We start from the raw sequence: 15,074 nt of genomic DNA on the forward strand, positions 1-15,074 counted from the left end.
AGAGGGTTAGGGTGAGGGGGAAATGCGCACGCTGATGCCCTCACCCCGGCCCTCTCCCACAGGGAGAGGGGGAACAGATCGTAGGCCGGATAAGCGTAGCGCCATCCGGCACACAAAGACCCGCGGAGTAAAACATGCAAACCATCACCCTCCCGCCGCCAAAGCGCAGCTGGTTCTCGCTCATAAGCTGGGCCGTTCTGCTGGCGGTGCTCGTTATCTCCTGGAAGGGCGCGGAGATGGATCCGCTGCTGCTCTTCAAAGATTCCGGCAACATGGCGACCTTCGCCGCCGACTTCTTCCCGCCGGACTTCAGCCAGTGGCAGGACTACCTCAGTGAAATGGCGATCACCCTGCAAATTGCCGTCTGGGGCACCGCCCTCGCCGTGATCCTCTCCATTCCGTTTGGCCTGATGAGCGCCGAAAACATCGTGCCGTGGTGGATCTACCAGCCGATTCGTCGCCTGATGGACGCCTGTCGCGCCATCAACGAAATGGTCTTTGCGATGCTGTTCGTGGTCGCCGTCGGCCTGGGTCCGTTCGCGGGCGTGATGGCGCTGTTCATCCACACCACCGGCGTGCTCTCCAAGCTGCTCTCCGAAGCGGTTGAAGCCATCGAGCCCGGCCCGGTGGAAGGCATCCGCGCAACCGGAGCGAACAAAATCGAAGAGATCCTGTACGGCGTCCTGCCGCAGGTGATGCCGCTGCTCATCTCCTACTCCCTGTACCGCTTCGAGTCCAACGTTCGCTCCGCCACCGTGGTCGGCATGGTGGGCGCAGGCGGCATTGGCGTCACCCTGTGGGAAGCCATTCGTGGTTTCCAGTTCCAGCAAACCTGCGCCCTGATGGTGCTCATCATCGTCACCGTCAGCCTGCTGGATTTCCTCTCTCAACGTTTGCGTAAGCACTTCATCTGAGAAGCGAGGCTTTGATTTGTATGCACTTATCCAGACATCCGACCAGTTACCCCACCCGCTGGCAAGAGATTGCGGCAAAGCTCGAAGTGGAGCTGCGCACGCACTACCGCTGCGGAGACTACCTGCCCGCCGAGCAGCAGCTTGCCGACCGCTACGAAGTGAATCGCCACACCCTGCGTCGCGCCATCGATCAACTGGTGGAGCGCGGCTGGGTCCAGCGCCGTCAGGGCGTCGGCGTGCTGGTGCTGATGCGTCCGTTCGACTACCCGCTCAATGCCCAGGCGCGTTTTAGCCAGAACCTGCTCGATCAGGGCAGCCACCCCACCAGCGAAAAGCTGCTGTCAGTCCTGCGCCCGGCCTCCCGCCACGTGGCGGACGCGCTGGGGATTCAGGAGGGCGACAACGTCGTTCACCTGCGCACGTTGCGCCGGGTGAACGGCGTGGCGGTCTGTCAGATCGACCACTACTTCGCGGACCTCACCCTCTGGCCCGTGCTGCAACATTTCGCCAGCGGTTCCCTGCATGATTTTCTTCAGGACGCGACGGGTATCGCGCTCAAACGCACCCAGACGCGCATCAGCGCCCGCCGCGCGCAGGCGAAAGAGAGCAAGGTGCTGGAGATCCCCAACATGGCCCCGCTGCTCTGCGTGCGCACCCTCAACCACCGTGACGGCGACGTCAACGCAACGGAATACTCCGTCAGCCTGACCCGCGCCGACATGATTGAATTTACCATGGAGCACTGAATGCACTTCGACACCTCCACTCGTCAGCGCTGGATGCGCGTGCTGGCCCACAGCCAGCCTAATGCGCTGGCTGCCCGCATGAGCACGCTCGGCCTGACGCCGGACTACGACACGATCCGCGCGCCGGAGATCGGCCTGGTGCAGATCCAGGCACGCATGGGCGGCACCGGCGAGCGCTTCTTCGCCGGCGATGCCACCCTCACCCGCGCGGTGATCCGCCTGAAAAGCGGCACGCTGGGCTACGGCTACGTACTTGGGCGCGACAAAACGCACGCCGAGCGCTGCGCAGCGATCGACGCGCTTTTACAGGAACAGCCGCATTTTCAGACGTTAATGGAAACCCTTATTGCCCCGCTGGAAGCCGACCGCGCCGCACGCCTTGCCGCGCGTCAGGCCGAAGTGAATACCAGCCGGGTCGACTTCTTTACGCTCGTTCGCGGAGACAACGCATGACGCTTCAACCTGCTTTTACCCTGGCCGTCCAGGATGCCCAACAGAGTTTCCGTCGCCTGCTGAAAGCCATGAGCGAGCCGGGCGTCATTGTCTCGCTGCACCAGCTCTCCCAGGGCTGGCTGCCGCTGAACCTCGCCTCGACCAGCGTGCTGCTGACCCTGGCGGACAACGACACCCCGGTATGGCTGTCAGGCGCATTGCTGAACGATATCGCCAGCCAGAACCTGCGCTTTCACACCAACGCGCCGCTGGTCGAGCAGCCCCAGCAGGCGGTCTTCGCCGTGGCCGACGAGCAAATCAGCCACGAAGAGCTTAACGCCCTGAGCGAAGGCAGCGCCGTCGCACCAGAAACCAGCGCTACGCTGATTTTGCAGGTCTCCAGCCTGAGCGGTGGCCGCATGCTGCGCCTGACGGGTGCAGGGATTGCCGACGAGCGGATGGTCGCCCCCCAGCTGCCGGAGTGCATCATTCATGAGCTGACCGAGCGCCCGCATCCGTTCCCGCTCGGTATCGACCTGATCCTGACCTGCGGCGAGCGCCTGCTGGCGATCCCGAGAACCACTCACGTGGAGGTGTGCTGATGTACGTTGCCGTCAAAGGGGGCGAGAAGGCGATCGCCGCCGCCCATGCCTTGCAGGCGCACAGACGCCGGGGGGATGACGCCCTTCCCGAGCTGAGCGTCGCCCAGATTGAACAGCAGTTAAACCTGGCCGTCGACCGCGTGATGACCGAAGGCGGCATCGCGGACCGCGAACTGGCGGCGCTGGCGCTGAAACAGGCCAGCGGCGATAACGTGGAAGCCATCTTCCTGCTGCGCGCTTACCGCACTACGCTTGCGAAGCTGGCGGTTAGCGAGCCGGTGAATACGGCGGAAATGCGATTAGAGCGCCGTATTTCTGCGGTGTACAAAGATATTCCTGGCGGCCAGCTGCTTGGTCCGACCTACGACTACACCCATCGCCTGCTGGACTTCACTCTGCTGGCGAACGGTGAAACACCGCAGCTCAGCGTCTCTGACGCTGAACAAGACGCCTCCCCGCACGTCTTTAGCCTGCTGGCAAACCAGGGGCTGGCGAAGGCGGAAGAGGACACCGGCAGCACACCGGATGACATCACCCGCACGCCGCCGGTCTATCCCTGTTCGCGCTCGTCCCGCCTGCAACAGCTGATGCGCGGCGATGAAGGGTATCTGCTGGCGCTGGCCTACTCCACGCAGCGCGGCTATGGGCGCAACCACCCCTTCGCGGCAGAGATCCGCAGCGGTTATATCGACATTGAAATCGTGCCGGAAGAGCTGGGTTTTGCGGTGAACATCGGGGAACTGCTGATGACCGAGTGCGAAATGGTCAACGGTTTTGTCGCGCCAGAGAATGAAGATCCGCACTTTACCCGCGGCTACGGGCTGGTGTATGGCCTGAGCGAGCGCAAGGCGATGGCGATGGCGCTGGTTGACCGTGCGCTCCAGGCGCCGGACTACGGCGAGCATATTGCAGGCCCGGCACAGGACGAAGAGTTCGTGCTGGCCCACGCGGATAACGTTGAGGCCGCCGGCTTTGTCTCGCACCTCAAGCTGCCGCACTACGTCGATTTCCAGGCCGAACTGGAACTGCTGAAACGCCTGCAACGGGAGCGCGCCAATGGCTAACTTAAGCGGCTACAACTTTGCCTATCTGGACGAACAAACTAAACGCATGATCCGCCGCGCCATCCTTAAGGCAGTGGCGATCCCCGGCTACCAGGTGCCATTCGGCGGCCGCGAAATGCCAATGCCCTACGGCTGGGGCACCGGCGGTATTCAGATCACCGCCAGCGTGATCGGCGAAGCGGACGTGCTGAAGGTCATTGACCAGGGTGCAGACGACACCACCAACGCCGTGTCGATCCGCAACTTCTTTAAGCGCGTAACGGGCGTTAATACTACCGAAAAAACCGAAGACGCGACGCTGATCCAGACCCGTCACCGCATTCCGGAGACCCCGCTGACTGAAGATCAGATTTTGATTTTCCAGGTGCCGATCCCGGAGCCGCTGCGTTTTATTGAGCCGCGGGAAACCGAAACCCGCACCATGCACGCCCTGGAAGAGTACGGGATCATGCAGGTTAAACTGTATGAGGACATCGCCCGCTTCGGCCATATCGCCACCACCTACGCCTACCCGGTGAAGGTGAACGGCCGCTACGTGATGGACCCGTCGCCGATCCCGAAATTCGATAACCCGAAGATGGACATGATGCCCGCCCTGCAACTTTTTGGCGCCGGACGTGAAAAACGCATCTACGCCGTACCGCCGTACACCCGTGTGGAGAGCCTGGATTTTGACGATCACCCGTTTACGGTGCAGGAGTGGGACGAGCCGTGCGCCATCTGCGGTTCGAAGCATAGCTATCTGGATGAAGTGGTGCTGGACGACACGGGCAAACGGATGTTTGTCTGCTCCGACACCGATTACTGCCGCCAACAGAGCGAGGCGAACAGCCAATGAAACCGCTGCTTTCGGTTAATAACCTGACTCACCTTTATGCGCCGGGCAAAGGCTTTAGCGACGTGTCGTTTGAGCTGTGGCCGGGCGAAGTGCTGGGCATTGTCGGCGAGTCCGGCTCCGGTAAAACCACCCTGCTGAAGTCCATCTCCGCGCGCCTGACGCCGCAGAATGGCGACATTTTGTATGAGGGCGTGTCGCTGTATGGCATGAGTGAAGCCGATCGCCGCCGCCTGCTGCGCACCGAGTGGGGCGTGGTGCACCAGCACCCGATGGATGGCCTGCGCCGCCAGGTGTCGGCGGGGGGCAACATCGGCGAACGGCTGATGGCCACCGGCGCGCGCCACTACGGCAACATCCGCGCCACGGCGCAGCACTGGCTGGAAGAGGTTGAAATTCCCGCCTCGCGCATCGACGACCTGCCGACCACCTTCTCCGGCGGCATGCAGCAGCGTTTACAGATTGCCCGCAATCTCGTCACCCATCCGAAGCTGGTGTTTATGGATGAACCGACCGGCGGGCTGGACGTCTCTGTGCAGGCTCGCCTGCTCGACCTGCTGCGCGGCCTGGTGGTGGAGCTAAACCTGGCGGTGGTGATTGTCACCCACGATTTAGGCGTCGCGCGCCTGCTGGCGGACCGCTTGCTGGTGATGAAGCAGGGTCAGGTGGTGGAAAGTGGGTTAACCGACCGCGTGCTCGACGATCCCCATCATCCGTATACCCAGCTGCTGGTGTCGTCCGTATTGCAGAACTGAGGGCGCGGTTGCCGGGTGGCGCTGCGCTTACCCGGCCTACGAACACCGCACCTTGTAGGCCGGGTAAGGCGAAGCCGCCACCCGGCAAAACGAACACCGCACCCGTAGGCCGGGTAAGGCGAAGCCGCCACCCGGCAAAACGAACACCGCACCCGTAGGCCGGGTAAGGCGAAGCCGCCACCCGGCAAAACGAACACCGCACCCGTAGGCCGGGTAAGGCGAAGCCGCCACCCGGCAAAACGAACACCGCACCCGTAGGCCGGGTAAGGCGAAGCCGCCACCCGGCAAAACGAACACCGCACCCGTAGGCCGGGTAAGGCGAAGCCGCCACCCGGCAAAACGAACACCGCACCCGTAGGCCGGGTAAGGCGAAGCCGCCACCCGGCAAAACGAACACCGCACCCGTAGGCCGGGTAAGGCGAAGCCGCCACCCGGCAAAACGAATCGCGAGGCCAAAATGATCCACGTTGAAAATGTCAGTAAAACCTTTGTGCTCCACCAGCAAAACGGCGTCCGCCTGCCGGTACTGCAAAATGCCTCGTTAGAGGTCAGCAACGGCGAATGCGTGGTGCTGCATGGCCATTCCGGCAGCGGAAAATCCACCCTGCTGCGCTCCCTGTATGCCAACTACCTGCCGGACGAAGGCCATATTCATATTCGCCATAACAATGAATGGGTCGATCTGGTTCAGGCTCCCGCGCGCAAAGTGCTGGAAGTGCGCCGCTCGACGATCGGCTGGGTCAGCCAGTTCCTGCGAGTGATCCCGCGGATCTCCGCCCTGGACGTGGTCATGCAACCCCTGCTGGATCTCGGCGTGCCGCGCGAAACCTGCGCCGCTAAAGCCGCCAGCCTGCTGACGCGCCTCAACGTACCGGAGCGTCTGTGGCACCTCGCCCCGTCGACCTTTTCCGGCGGCGAGCAGCAGCGCGTCAACATCGCCCGCGGCTTTATCGTCGATTACCCGATTTTACTCCTGGATGAACCCACCGCCTCGCTCGACAGTAAGAACAGCGCAGCGGTGATGGAACTGATCGAACAGGCCAAAGCGCGCGGCGCGGCGATCGTCGGGATCTTCCACGACGACGCCGTACGCCAACGCGTGGCGGACAGACTGCACCCGATGGGGACAAACGTATGATTATTAATAATGTCAGGCTGGTGCTGGAAAATGAGGTCGTGAACGGCTCGGTTGAGGTGCGGGACGGTGTCATCCGCGCCTTTGCCGAAACCCGGAGCCGCACTCCTGAAGCGATGGACGGCGAAGGCGGCTGGCTGCTGCCGGGGCTGATTGAGCTGCATACCGATAATCTCGATAAATTCTTCACCCCGCGCCCAAAGGTGGACTGGCCTGCTCATTCAGCGATGAGCAGCCACGACGCGCTGATGGTCGCCAGCGGCATCACCACGGTGCTGGACGCGGTGGCGATTGGCGACGTGCGCGACGGCGGCGATCGCCTGGAGAATCTGGAGAAGATGATCAACGCCGTGGAGGAGACGCAAAAGCGCGGCCTCAACCGCGCCGAGCACCGCCTGCACCTGCGTTGCGAGTTGCCGCACCACACCACCCTGCCGCTGTTTGAGAAGCTGGTGGGCCGCGAGCCGGTCTCGCTGGTTTCCCTGATGGATCACTCGCCGGGGCAGCGCCAGTTCGCCAACATTGAAAAGTATCGCGAATACTATCAGGGCAAATATTCGCTCAACGACGCGGAGATGGCGCGCTACGAAGAAGAGCAGCTCCAGCTTGCGGCCCAGTGGTCGCAGCCGAATCGCCTCTCCATTGCCGCCATGTGCCGGGACCGGAATATTGCCCTGGCCAGCCATGACGACGCCACGCACGATCACGTGCGCGAATCCCACCAGCTTGGCAGCGTGATAGCTGAATTTCCCACCACGTTTGAAGCGGCAGAGGCATCGCGTAAGCACGGCATGAACGTCCTGATGGGCGCGCCAAATATCGTGCGCGGCGGATCGCACTCCGGCAACGTGGCGGCAAGCAGGCTCGCCTCGCTCGGCCTGCTGGATATCCTCTCCTCTGACTATTACCCCGCCAGCCTGCTGGACGCGGCCTTCCGCGTCGCGGACGACGAGAACAACAGCTTCACGCTGCCACAGGCGATTCGCCTGGTGACGAAAAACCCGGCCAGCGCGCTTAATCTTCACGATCGCGGTGAAATTGCCGAGGGGAAACGGGCCGATCTGGTGCTCGCCCACCGTAAGGGCGAGCACATTCATATCGACCACGTCTGGCGTCAGGGAAAAAGGGTATTCTGATGGGAAGACTCATCTGGTTAATGGGCCCGTCCGGCTCCGGGAAGGACAGCCTGCTGTCGGCGTTACGGCAGCGGGAACATTCACAGCTGCTGGTGGCGCACCGCTATATCACGCGCGATGCCAACGCCGGAAGCGAGAACCATATCGCCCTGAGCGAGCAGGAGTTTTTTACCCGCGCCGGACAAAACCTGCTGGCGCTGAGCTGGCATGCCAACGGTTACTACTATGGCGTCGGTATTGAGATTGACCTCTGGCTGCATGCGGGGTTCGACGTACTGGTTAACGGCTCGCGGGCGCATCTCCCGCAGGCTCGCGCCCGGTACGAAGCGGCGCTGCTCCCGGTCTGTTTGCAGGTTTCCCCGGACGTTCTCCGTAGCCGGCTGCAAAAGCGGGGGCGCGAAAACGCGCGCGAGATCGACCAGCGGCTGGAACGGGCGGCACGCTACACCCCGTCGGGTTGCCATCTCCTCAATAACGACGGAAGTTTGCTACAGTCAGTCGAGACCTTGCTATCGCTTATTCGCCAGAAGGAGAAACAGCATGCCTGACTGCCAGCTTCGCCCCGCCACCGCCGACGATGCGCCGATCGTTTACGCGCTGATCTGTGAACTTAAGCAGGCCGAGTTCGATCATCAGGCGTTTCACGCCGGGTATCTGGCCAACTTGCAGGATCACAATATGCGTTACCAGCTGGCCGAGCTGGACGGGCAGATCATCGGTATGATCGGCCTGCATATGCAGTTTCACCTGCATCACGCCCGCTGGATCGGCGAGATCCAGGAGCTGGTGGTGATGCCGCAGGCGCGCGGATTAAAAGTGGGCAGCCAGCTGCTGGCCTGGGCAGAGGACGTCGCGCGACAGGCAGGCGCCGAGCTGACCGAGCTTTCCACCAGCGTGAAGCGCGTGGACGCGCACCGTTTTTATGTTCGTGAAGGATATACGCAAAGCCATTTCCGCTTCACCAAACCGCTGTAGAGGTGCGTTATGAGTCTGACGATCACGCTGACAGGAACCGGAGGGGCGCAGCTGGTGCCGGTGTTTGGCTGCGACTGCTCGGCGTGCCGACGGGCGCGTTTACAGGAAAATTATCGCCGTCGCCCCTGTAGCGCGGCGGTGAAATTCAACGATGCGGTCACCTTGCTGGACGCGGGTATTCCACACCTGATGGACGACTGGCCCGCGGGGAGTTTCAGGCAGTTTTTGCTTACCCATTATCATATGGATCACGTTCAGGGGCTGTTTCCTCTGCGCTGGGGCGTGGGAGCGACCATTCCGGTTTACGGTCCGCCGGACGACGCAGGCTGTGACGACCTGTTCAGGCATCCGGGCCTTCTCGATTTCAGCCACACGGTGGAGCCGTTTGTGATGTTTGAACTTCAGGGCTTGCGGGTCACGCCGCTGCCGCTCAACCATTCAAAACTCACGTTTGGCTATCTGCTGGAGTCCGCCCACAGCCGCGTGGCGTGGCTTTCTGATACCGCCGGGCTACCGGATAAAACGGTGACGTTTCTGCTAAACAATCAGCCGCAGGCGATGATTATCGACTGTAGCCATGAACCGCGCCCGGAGACGCCGCGCAACCATTGTGACTTGAATACGGTGATTGCGCTGAACGAGGTGATTGGCTGTCCGCAGGTGATCCTGACGCATATCAGCCATCAGTTTGACGTGTGGATGATGAATAACCCGCTGCCGTCCGGCATTGAAGCGGGGTATGACGGGATGGTGCTGGTACTGGATTAGGTTTTGCCGGGTGGCGGCTGCGCCTTACCCGGCCTGTGCGTTGCAATACCGGGGTTACCACCGATCGTAATCATCCTCTAACCGGCGCTCATCCTCTTCTAACCGACGCCGATCGTCATCCAGCTGCCGCTGACGCTCGTCTAAACGCTGGCGTCGATCTTCTAACTGTCGACGACGATCGTCGTACTGGCGGCTGTCGGTTTGACGGCTGCGATCGTAACGATCGTCGTCGTCATCATTACGGCTGCTGCCGGGGTTATAGGCGTCGTTGATCGCCTGCTGAATATTGCCAATGGCATCATCAATCACATCGGCATGCGCCAGTTGGCTGGTTAAAGTCAGCAGACCCAATAACAGAGCGGTAGAGTAACGTTTCATAAGGCCAGACTCGCAGGTGAACTGGCCTTACGGTAATGAATGGCAGGGAACCGGGGTAGCGGAGGAATCTCAATTCCTGGCCTGTTCAATCGCCCCTATCGCATCGACTCGCGCCTGATGTCGTCCCCCTTCAAACGGTGCATTTAGCCAGGCATCGACGATCATTTTTGCCAGCTCCAGTCCGACCACGCGCGAACCAAATGCCAGCACATTCGTGTTGTTATGCTGCCTTGAAAGCTGAGCTGAATAAGGTTCGCTACAGACCACTGCGCGGATGCCCGGGAACTTATTGGCCGTAATGGAGATCCCTACCCCCGTTCCGCAGATCAGGATGCCGCCATCCACCTCCTTATCGATAATAGCCTGTGCAACCGCGCTGGCATAATACGGGTAGTCAGTACGCTCCGGGGAACAGGTGCCTTTATCCACCACGTCGATGCCACGCGCGCGCAGATGGGCCAGAATATCCTCTTTCAGCATAAAACCTACGTGATCGCAGCCAAATGCAATCTTTTTCATAATAAACCTCATCGTGGGTTAACTTTACGAACTCGATGGAGTTGTGATTTAAGACCGGTCAGTTGTGCAATAAAACCTCAAAACCATCGAGTTCTGCGCGTGTTCTACACCCATGACTTTGACATTTCAACTCTCTCATGACGGTATATTTCTTACGGCATGCATTAAAATCCGTTAACGTGTCATAATTATATTATTGATTTTCAAGGGAATCCTAAAGCAACCGCCCATCAAAACTTCACAGAAAATAAAACTTTATGAATTTCCAAACATTGTGAAGTTGCCAGCATATTTTCATGCCAGAGTGTGGTGATATAGTGTCGTCTTCATTTTTAAGGACAAAAGAGAGCGATGAGTCAGTCAGAATTTAAAAAAGAGCTGCCTAACGGCATTGGCCTTGCACCGTACCTGCGCATGAAGCAGGAAGGCATGACCGACAACGAAAGCCGTATCGTCGACTGGCTGCTCCAGCCGGGTAACCTGAGCGGCGCGCCTGCGATTAAAGACGTTGCCGAAACGCTGATGGTGTCGGAAGCGATGATCGTGAAAGTGGCCAAACTGCTCGGCTTTAGCGGTTTCCGTAACCTGCGTGCGGCGCTGGTCGACTACTTCTCGCAATCCGAACAAGTATTACCTGCGGAACTCGCTTTTGATGAAGCACCACAGGATGTGGTTAACAAAGTGTTCAATATTACGCTGCGCACCATTATGGAAGGCCAGTCGATAGTGAACGTGGATGAAATTCACCGCGCGGCACGTTTCTTCGCCCAGGCCAACCAGCGCGATCTGTACGGTGTGGGGGGTTCTAACGCTATTTGTGCCGACATCCAGCATAAGTTTCTACGCATCGGCGTGCGCTGCCAGTCGTATCAGGACGCGCACATTATGATGATGTCGGCATCGCTGCTGAAGGAAGGGGATGTGGTACTGGTGGTCTCCCATTCCGGCCGCACCAGTGATGTGAAAGCAGCAGTTGAGTTAGCAAAAAAGAACGGCGCCAAAATTATCTGTATTACCCATAGCTACCATTCGCCGATTGCTAAACTTGCTGATTATATTATTTGTTCGCCAGCACCAGAGACCCCGTTATTAGGGCGCAACGCCTCCGCGCGTATATTACAGCTTACATTATTAGATGCGTTATTTGTTTCCGTTGCACAACAAAATATCGAACAGGCCACACTTAATATGCAAAAAACCGGCGCTATTGTGGATTTCTTCTCTCCTGGCGCACTGAAGTAAATTAAAAGGTTAATCCTGCTCAGGCGGGATTAACAACAACATACCCTACATTGAGAACACTGCTATGAATAAATATCTGAAATATTTCAGCGGCGCCGCTATGGGCTTAATGTTATCCACCAGCGCGTTTGCTGCTGCGGAATATGCGGTGGTATTAAAAACGCTCTCCAATCCATTCTGGGTGGATATGAAGAAAGGGATTGAAGATGAAGCCAAAACCCTGGGAGTAAGCGTTGATATTTTTGCCTCGCCGTCAGAAGGGGATTTTCAGTCCCAGCTACAGCTGTTCGAAGATCTGAGTAATAAAAAATACAAGGGTATCGCTTTTGCCCCACTCTCCTCCGTGAATCTGGTCATGCCCGTCGCGCGCGCCTGGCAGAAAGGTCTCTATCTGGTGAATCTCGATGAAAAAATCGATATGGATAACCTGAAAAAAGCAGGTGGCAATGTAGAGGGGTTTGTCACAACGGACAACGTGGCCGTCGGCGCAAAAGGGGCCGATTTTATTATCAATAAACTTGGTGCGGAGGGGGGCGAAGTCGCAATCATTGAGGGTAAAGCCGGTAACGCATCGGGCGAGGCGCGCCGCAATGGCGCAACAGAAGCCTTCAAAAAAGCAAACCAAATTAAGCTGGTTGCCAGCCAGCCCGCTGACTGGGATCGCATTAAAGCTCTGGATGTGGCAACCAACGTGCTGCAACGAAACCCGAATCTGAAAGCCTTCTACTGCGCGAACGATACCATGGCGATGGGCGTGGCGCAGGCGGTGGCAAACACCGGTAAAATTGGCAAAGTGCTGGTGGTCGGCACCGATGGTATTCCAGAGGCGCGTAAGATGGTCGAAGCCGGTCAGATGACGGCAACCGTCGCACAAAACCCGGCGGACATCGGGGCGACCGGCCTGAAATTAATGGTGGATGCCGCGAAAACCGGGAAAGTCATCCCGCTGGAAAAAACGCCTGAATTCAAGTTGGTGGATTCGATTCTGGTGACAAAATAACGCAGAACTGTGCGGCTTGATGCCCTCACTCCGGCCCTCTCCCACAGGGAGAGGGTGAACAGAGAAGGAAATAAACATGGTCACGCCATATATCTCGATGGCGGGGATCGGCAAATCCTTTGGTCCGGTTCACGCATTAAAATCGGTTGATTTAACTATATACCCTCATGAGATCCACGCGTTATTAGGGGAGAATGGTGCCGGTAAATCAACCTTAATGAAAGTATTGTCGGGAATTCATGAGCCGACCAAAGGCTCCATTATTATTAATGAAAAGAATTACGACAAATTGGATCATAAACTGGCAGCACAACTGGGCATCGGCATTATATATCAGGAACTCAGCGTTATTGATGAATTAACCGTGCTGGAAAATCTATATATAGGCCGTCACCTGACTAAAAAGGTTTGTGGCATCAGGATTATTGACTGGAAAGAGATGCGCATTCGCGGTGCGATGATGCTCTTACGCGTCGGATTAAAAGTCGATTTAGATGAAAAAGTAGCGAATTTATCCATCAGCCATAAACAGATGCTGGAAATTGCGAAAACCTTAATGCTCGATGCCAAAGTGATCATTATGGATGAACCCACATCTTCATTAACCAATAAAGAGGTGGATTATCTTTTCTTGATCATGAATCAGCTGCGTAAAGAAGGCACCGCCATTGTCTATATCTCGCATAAGCTCGCGGAAATCCGCCGCATCTGCGACCGCTACACGGTAATGAAAGACGGTTCCAGCGTATGCAGTGGCCTGGTGAGTGACGTTTCAAACGACGACATTGTGCGCCTGATGGTCGGCCGCGAACTGCAAAACCGCTTTAACGCCATGAAAGAGAGCACCGGCAACATCGAACGCGACACGGTGTTTGAGGTGAACAACGTCACCAGCCGGGACAAGAAAAAAGTGCGAGATATTTCGTTCAGCGTGAACCGCGGCGAAATACTGGGTTTTGCGGGTCTGGTCGGCTCGGGACGTACCGAACTGATGGACTGTCTCTTCGGCGTGGATAAACGCGCGAGCGGTGAAATTCGCCTCAACGGCAAAACCATCTCCCCGCGTTCGCCTCTGGATGCGTTGAAAAAAGGGATGGCCTACATCACCGAAAGCCGCCGCGAAAATGGCTTTTTCCCTAATTTCTCTATCGCCCAAAACATGGCCGTCAGCCAGAGCCTGAAAAACGGTGGCTATAAAGGGGCCATGGGGCTCTTTCGCGAGCATGAAGAACGCAAGACCGCCGAAGCACAGCGCCAGTTGCTGGCGTTGAAGTGCCATAGCGTAGAGCAAAACATCACCGAACTCTCCGGCGGCAATCAGCAAAAGGTGCTGATTTCTAAATGGCTGTGTTGCAACCCGGACGTCATCATTTTTGATGAACCCACGCGAGGCATCGACGTCGGCGCAAAGGCCGAAATCTACAAGGTGATGCGCCAGCTGGCTGACGAAGGCAAGGTCATCCTGATGGTGTCATCTGAATTACCTGAAATTATCGCCGTCTGCGACCGCATCGCCGTGTTCTGCGAAGGGCGGCTGACGCAAATCCTGACCAATCGCGACGACATGAGCGAAGAGGAGATCATGGCATGGGCATTACCACAAGAGTGAAAGGCGATATGGCGGAGAAAAAGCCATTTAACTTCGCGCTGTTCTGGGACAAGTACGGTACCTTTTTTATCCTCGCGATTATAGTCGCCATCTTTGGCACGCTGTCATCGGAGTACTTCCTCACCACCAACAACATCACGCAGATTTTTGTCCAGAGCTCGGTAACGGTGCTGATCGGGATGGGCGAATTCTTTGCCATCCTTGTCGCGGGTATTGATCTGTCCGTCGGAGCCATTCTGGCACTCTCCGGCATGGTGACTGCCAAACTGATGCTGGCTGGTGTCGACCCGTTTTTTGCAGCACTGATTGGCGGCGTACTGGTCGGCGGCGCGCTGGGGGCGATCAATGGCTGTCTGGTCAACTGGACCGGGCTACATCCGTTCATTATCACTCTCGGTACTAACGCCATTTTTCGCGGCATCACGCTGGTGATTTCCGATGCTAACTCCGTCTATGGCTTCTCGTTCGATTTTGTAAACTTCTTCGCTGCCAGCGTCCTCGGGATACCCGTACCGGTCATCTTCTCGCTGATCGTCGCGGTGATCCTCTGGTTCCTCACCACCCGTATGCGGCTGGGGCGCAATATCTACGCCCTGGGCGGTAACAAAAACTCGGCGTTCTACTCCGGCATCGACGTGAAGTTTCATATTCTGGTGGTGTTCATTATTTCTGGAGTATGCGCCGGGCTGGCGGGCGTGGTGTCGACTGCGCGTCTGGGCGCAGCGGAGCCGCTGGCCGGGATGGGATTTGAAACATACGCCATCGCCAGCGCCATCATCGGCGGAACCAGCTTCTTCGGCGGTAAAGGCCGCATCTTCTCGGTCGTGATTGGTGGTCTCATCATCGGCACCATCAATAACGGACTCAATATCTTACAGGTACAAACCTACTACCAGCTGGTGGTAATGGGCGGGTTGATTATCGCCGCTGTTGCCCTCGACAGATTGATCAGTAAGTAAGGAAA

The 15,074-nt window shown here is 57.9% G+C and carries 18 protein-coding genes; 16 read left to right on the forward strand and 2 right to left on the reverse strand.

Annotation, left to right across the window (positions count from 1 at the left end; translation table 11 throughout):
* Positions 1 to 134: 134 nt before the first annotated feature.
* The 12 genes from phnE to phnP all read left to right on the forward strand — a co-directional run bounded on the left by phnE (position 135) and on the right by phnP (position 9,362).
* On the forward strand, positions 135 to 914 hold the full coding sequence (gene phnE / locus O1722_RS21340) for a phosphonate ABC transporter, permease protein PhnE (protein ID WP_058686553.1): 780 nt from the start codon (positions 135 to 137) through the stop codon (positions 912 to 914).
* 20 nt (positions 915 to 934) lie between these two features.
* Positions 935 to 1,660 carry a phosphonate metabolism transcriptional regulator PhnF gene (gene phnF / locus O1722_RS21345; RefSeq protein WP_006810434.1) on the forward strand — a complete coding sequence of 242 codons (726 nt, stop codon included), beginning with the start codon at positions 935 to 937 and terminating at the stop codon, positions 1,658 to 1,660.
* Positions 1,661 to 2,113 (forward strand): phosphonate C-P lyase system protein PhnG, encoded by a 453-nt coding sequence (gene phnG, locus O1722_RS21350; protein WP_015570223.1) that lies wholly within the window; start codon positions 1,661 to 1,663, stop codon positions 2,111 to 2,113. It begins immediately after the preceding gene.
* Positions 2,110 to 2,694, forward strand: coding sequence for a phosphonate C-P lyase system protein PhnH (gene phnH / locus O1722_RS21355; protein WP_058686552.1), 585 nt, complete (start codon positions 2,110 to 2,112; stop codon positions 2,692 to 2,694). Before phnG ends, phnH begins: the two co-directional genes overlap by 4 nt.
* Positions 2,694 to 3,758, forward strand: a complete 1,065-nt coding sequence (locus O1722_RS21360) for a carbon-phosphorus lyase complex subunit (RefSeq protein ID WP_015570222.1) — start codon at positions 2,694 to 2,696, stop codon at positions 3,756 to 3,758. Before phnH ends, O1722_RS21360 begins: the two co-directional genes overlap by 1 nt.
* Complete coding sequence (gene phnJ / locus O1722_RS21365) at positions 3,751 to 4,596, forward strand: alpha-D-ribose 1-methylphosphonate 5-phosphate C-P-lyase PhnJ (RefSeq protein ID WP_006810438.1); 846 nt, start codon at positions 3,751 to 3,753, stop codon at positions 4,594 to 4,596. The genes O1722_RS21360 and phnJ overlap by 8 nt, the downstream gene beginning before the upstream one ends.
* On the forward strand, positions 4,593 to 5,348 hold the full coding sequence (gene phnK, locus O1722_RS21370; protein WP_015570221.1) for a phosphonate C-P lyase system protein PhnK: 756 nt from the start codon (positions 4,593 to 4,595) through the stop codon (positions 5,346 to 5,348). Before phnJ ends, phnK begins: the two co-directional genes overlap by 4 nt.
* Positions 5,349 to 5,805: 457 nt before the next feature.
* Positions 5,806 to 6,486: a phosphonate C-P lyase system protein PhnL gene (gene phnL / locus O1722_RS21375; protein ID WP_015570220.1), complete on the forward strand. Its 681-nt coding sequence runs from the start codon at positions 5,806 to 5,808 to the stop codon at positions 6,484 to 6,486.
* The gene (gene phnM, locus O1722_RS21380) at positions 6,483 to 7,619 is read left to right on the forward strand and encodes an alpha-D-ribose 1-methylphosphonate 5-triphosphate diphosphatase (protein ID WP_015570219.1); all 1,137 of its coding nucleotides are present in this window, start codon (positions 6,483 to 6,485) and stop codon (positions 7,617 to 7,619) included. Before phnL ends, phnM begins: the two co-directional genes overlap by 4 nt.
* Positions 7,616 to 8,167, forward strand: a complete 552-nt coding sequence (phnN, locus tag O1722_RS21385; RefSeq protein WP_032104477.1) for a ribose 1,5-bisphosphokinase — start codon at positions 7,616 to 7,618, stop codon at positions 8,165 to 8,167. The genes phnM and phnN overlap by 4 nt, the downstream gene beginning before the upstream one ends.
* Complete coding sequence (phnO, locus tag O1722_RS21390; RefSeq protein ID WP_015570217.1) at positions 8,160 to 8,594, forward strand: aminoalkylphosphonate N-acetyltransferase; 435 nt, start codon at positions 8,160 to 8,162, stop codon at positions 8,592 to 8,594. Before phnN ends, phnO begins: the two co-directional genes overlap by 8 nt.
* A gap of 9 nt (positions 8,595 to 8,603) precedes the next feature.
* The gene (gene phnP / locus O1722_RS21395; protein ID WP_058686551.1) at positions 8,604 to 9,362 is read left to right on the forward strand and encodes a phosphonate metabolism protein PhnP; all 759 of its coding nucleotides are present in this window, start codon (positions 8,604 to 8,606) and stop codon (positions 9,360 to 9,362) included.
* Between the two features lie 54 nt (positions 9,363 to 9,416).
* Here phnP and yjdP read toward each other — a convergent pair whose 3' ends face one another.
* Together yjdP and rpiB are read right to left on the reverse strand one after the other, a co-directional pair.
* Positions 9,417 to 9,740, reverse strand: coding sequence for a DDRRRQL repeat protein YjdP (yjdP, locus tag O1722_RS21400; protein ID WP_017382647.1), 324 nt, complete (start codon positions 9,738 to 9,740; stop codon positions 9,417 to 9,419).
* Positions 9,741 to 9,809: 69 nt separating this feature from the next.
* A complete protein-coding gene (gene rpiB, locus O1722_RS21405) occupies positions 9,810 to 10,259 on the reverse strand; it encodes a bifunctional allose-6-phosphate isomerase/ribose-5-phosphate isomerase RpiB (protein WP_023295775.1) in 450 nt (149 codons plus the stop codon).
* A 351-nt stretch (positions 10,260 to 10,610) separates the two neighbouring features.
* Here rpiB and O1722_RS21410 point away from each other — a divergent pair, with 351 nt between their 5' ends.
* From O1722_RS21410 to alsC, 4 genes are all read left to right on the forward strand, one after another.
* Positions 10,611 to 11,501, forward strand: a complete 891-nt coding sequence (locus O1722_RS21410; protein WP_015570213.1) for a MurR/RpiR family transcriptional regulator — start codon at positions 10,611 to 10,613, stop codon at positions 11,499 to 11,501.
* Between the two features lie 64 nt (positions 11,502 to 11,565).
* Complete coding sequence (gene alsB / locus O1722_RS21415; protein ID WP_058686550.1) at positions 11,566 to 12,501, forward strand: D-allose transporter substrate-binding protein; 936 nt, start codon at positions 11,566 to 11,568, stop codon at positions 12,499 to 12,501.
* A 76-nt stretch (positions 12,502 to 12,577) separates the two neighbouring features.
* Complete coding sequence (alsA, locus tag O1722_RS21420; protein ID WP_017694707.1) at positions 12,578 to 14,110, forward strand: D-allose ABC transporter ATP-binding protein AlsA; 1,533 nt, start codon at positions 12,578 to 12,580, stop codon at positions 14,108 to 14,110.
* Positions 14,089 to 15,069 (forward strand): D-allose ABC transporter permease, encoded by a 981-nt coding sequence (alsC, locus tag O1722_RS21425; protein WP_017382644.1) that lies wholly within the window; start codon positions 14,089 to 14,091, stop codon positions 15,067 to 15,069. The genes alsA and alsC overlap by 22 nt, the downstream gene beginning before the upstream one ends.
* The last annotated feature ends 5 nt before the right edge of the window (positions 15,070 to 15,074 follow it).

It is taken from the genome of Enterobacter cloacae complex sp. HYC003_NIDB (assembly GCF_056673375.1).

What these genes read in the sequence shown, in the direction of transcription:
- phnE (WP_058686553.1), top strand. Translation starts at nt 135, where the DNA reads ATGCAAACCATCACCCTCCCGCCGCCAAAGCGCAGCTGGTTCTCGCTC.
- phnF (WP_006810434.1), top strand. Translation starts at nt 935, where the DNA reads ATGCACTTATCCAGACATCCGACCAGTTACCCCACCCGCTGGCAAGAG.
- phnG (WP_015570223.1), top strand. Translation starts at nt 1,661, where the DNA reads ATGCACTTCGACACCTCCACTCGTCAGCGCTGGATGCGCGTGCTGGCC.
- phnH (WP_058686552.1), top strand. Translation starts at nt 2,110, where the DNA reads ATGACGCTTCAACCTGCTTTTACCCTGGCCGTCCAGGATGCCCAACAG.
- O1722_RS21360 (WP_015570222.1), top strand. Translation starts at nt 2,694, where the DNA reads ATGTACGTTGCCGTCAAAGGGGGCGAGAAGGCGATCGCCGCCGCCCAT.
- phnJ (WP_006810438.1), top strand. Translation starts at nt 3,751, where the DNA reads ATGGCTAACTTAAGCGGCTACAACTTTGCCTATCTGGACGAACAAACT.
- phnK (WP_015570221.1), top strand. Translation starts at nt 4,593, where the DNA reads ATGAAACCGCTGCTTTCGGTTAATAACCTGACTCACCTTTATGCGCCG.
- phnL (WP_015570220.1), top strand. Translation starts at nt 5,806, where the DNA reads ATGATCCACGTTGAAAATGTCAGTAAAACCTTTGTGCTCCACCAGCAA.
- phnM (WP_015570219.1), top strand. Translation starts at nt 6,483, where the DNA reads ATGATTATTAATAATGTCAGGCTGGTGCTGGAAAATGAGGTCGTGAAC.
- phnO (WP_015570217.1), top strand. Translation starts at nt 8,160, where the DNA reads ATGCCTGACTGCCAGCTTCGCCCCGCCACCGCCGACGATGCGCCGATC.
- phnP (WP_058686551.1), top strand. Translation starts at nt 8,604, where the DNA reads ATGAGTCTGACGATCACGCTGACAGGAACCGGAGGGGCGCAGCTGGTG.
- yjdP (WP_017382647.1), bottom strand. Translation starts at nt 9,740, where the DNA reads ATGAAACGTTACTCTACCGCTCTGTTATTGGGTCTGCTGACTTTAACC.
- rpiB (WP_023295775.1), bottom strand. Translation starts at nt 10,259, where the DNA reads ATGAAAAAGATTGCATTTGGCTGCGATCACGTAGGTTTTATGCTGAAA.
- O1722_RS21410 (WP_015570213.1), top strand. Translation starts at nt 10,611, where the DNA reads ATGAGTCAGTCAGAATTTAAAAAAGAGCTGCCTAACGGCATTGGCCTT.
- alsB (WP_058686550.1), top strand. Translation starts at nt 11,566, where the DNA reads ATGAATAAATATCTGAAATATTTCAGCGGCGCCGCTATGGGCTTAATG.
- alsA (WP_017694707.1), top strand. Translation starts at nt 12,578, where the DNA reads ATGGTCACGCCATATATCTCGATGGCGGGGATCGGCAAATCCTTTGGT.
- alsC (WP_017382644.1), top strand. Translation starts at nt 14,089, where the DNA reads ATGGGCATTACCACAAGAGTGAAAGGCGATATGGCGGAGAAAAAGCCA.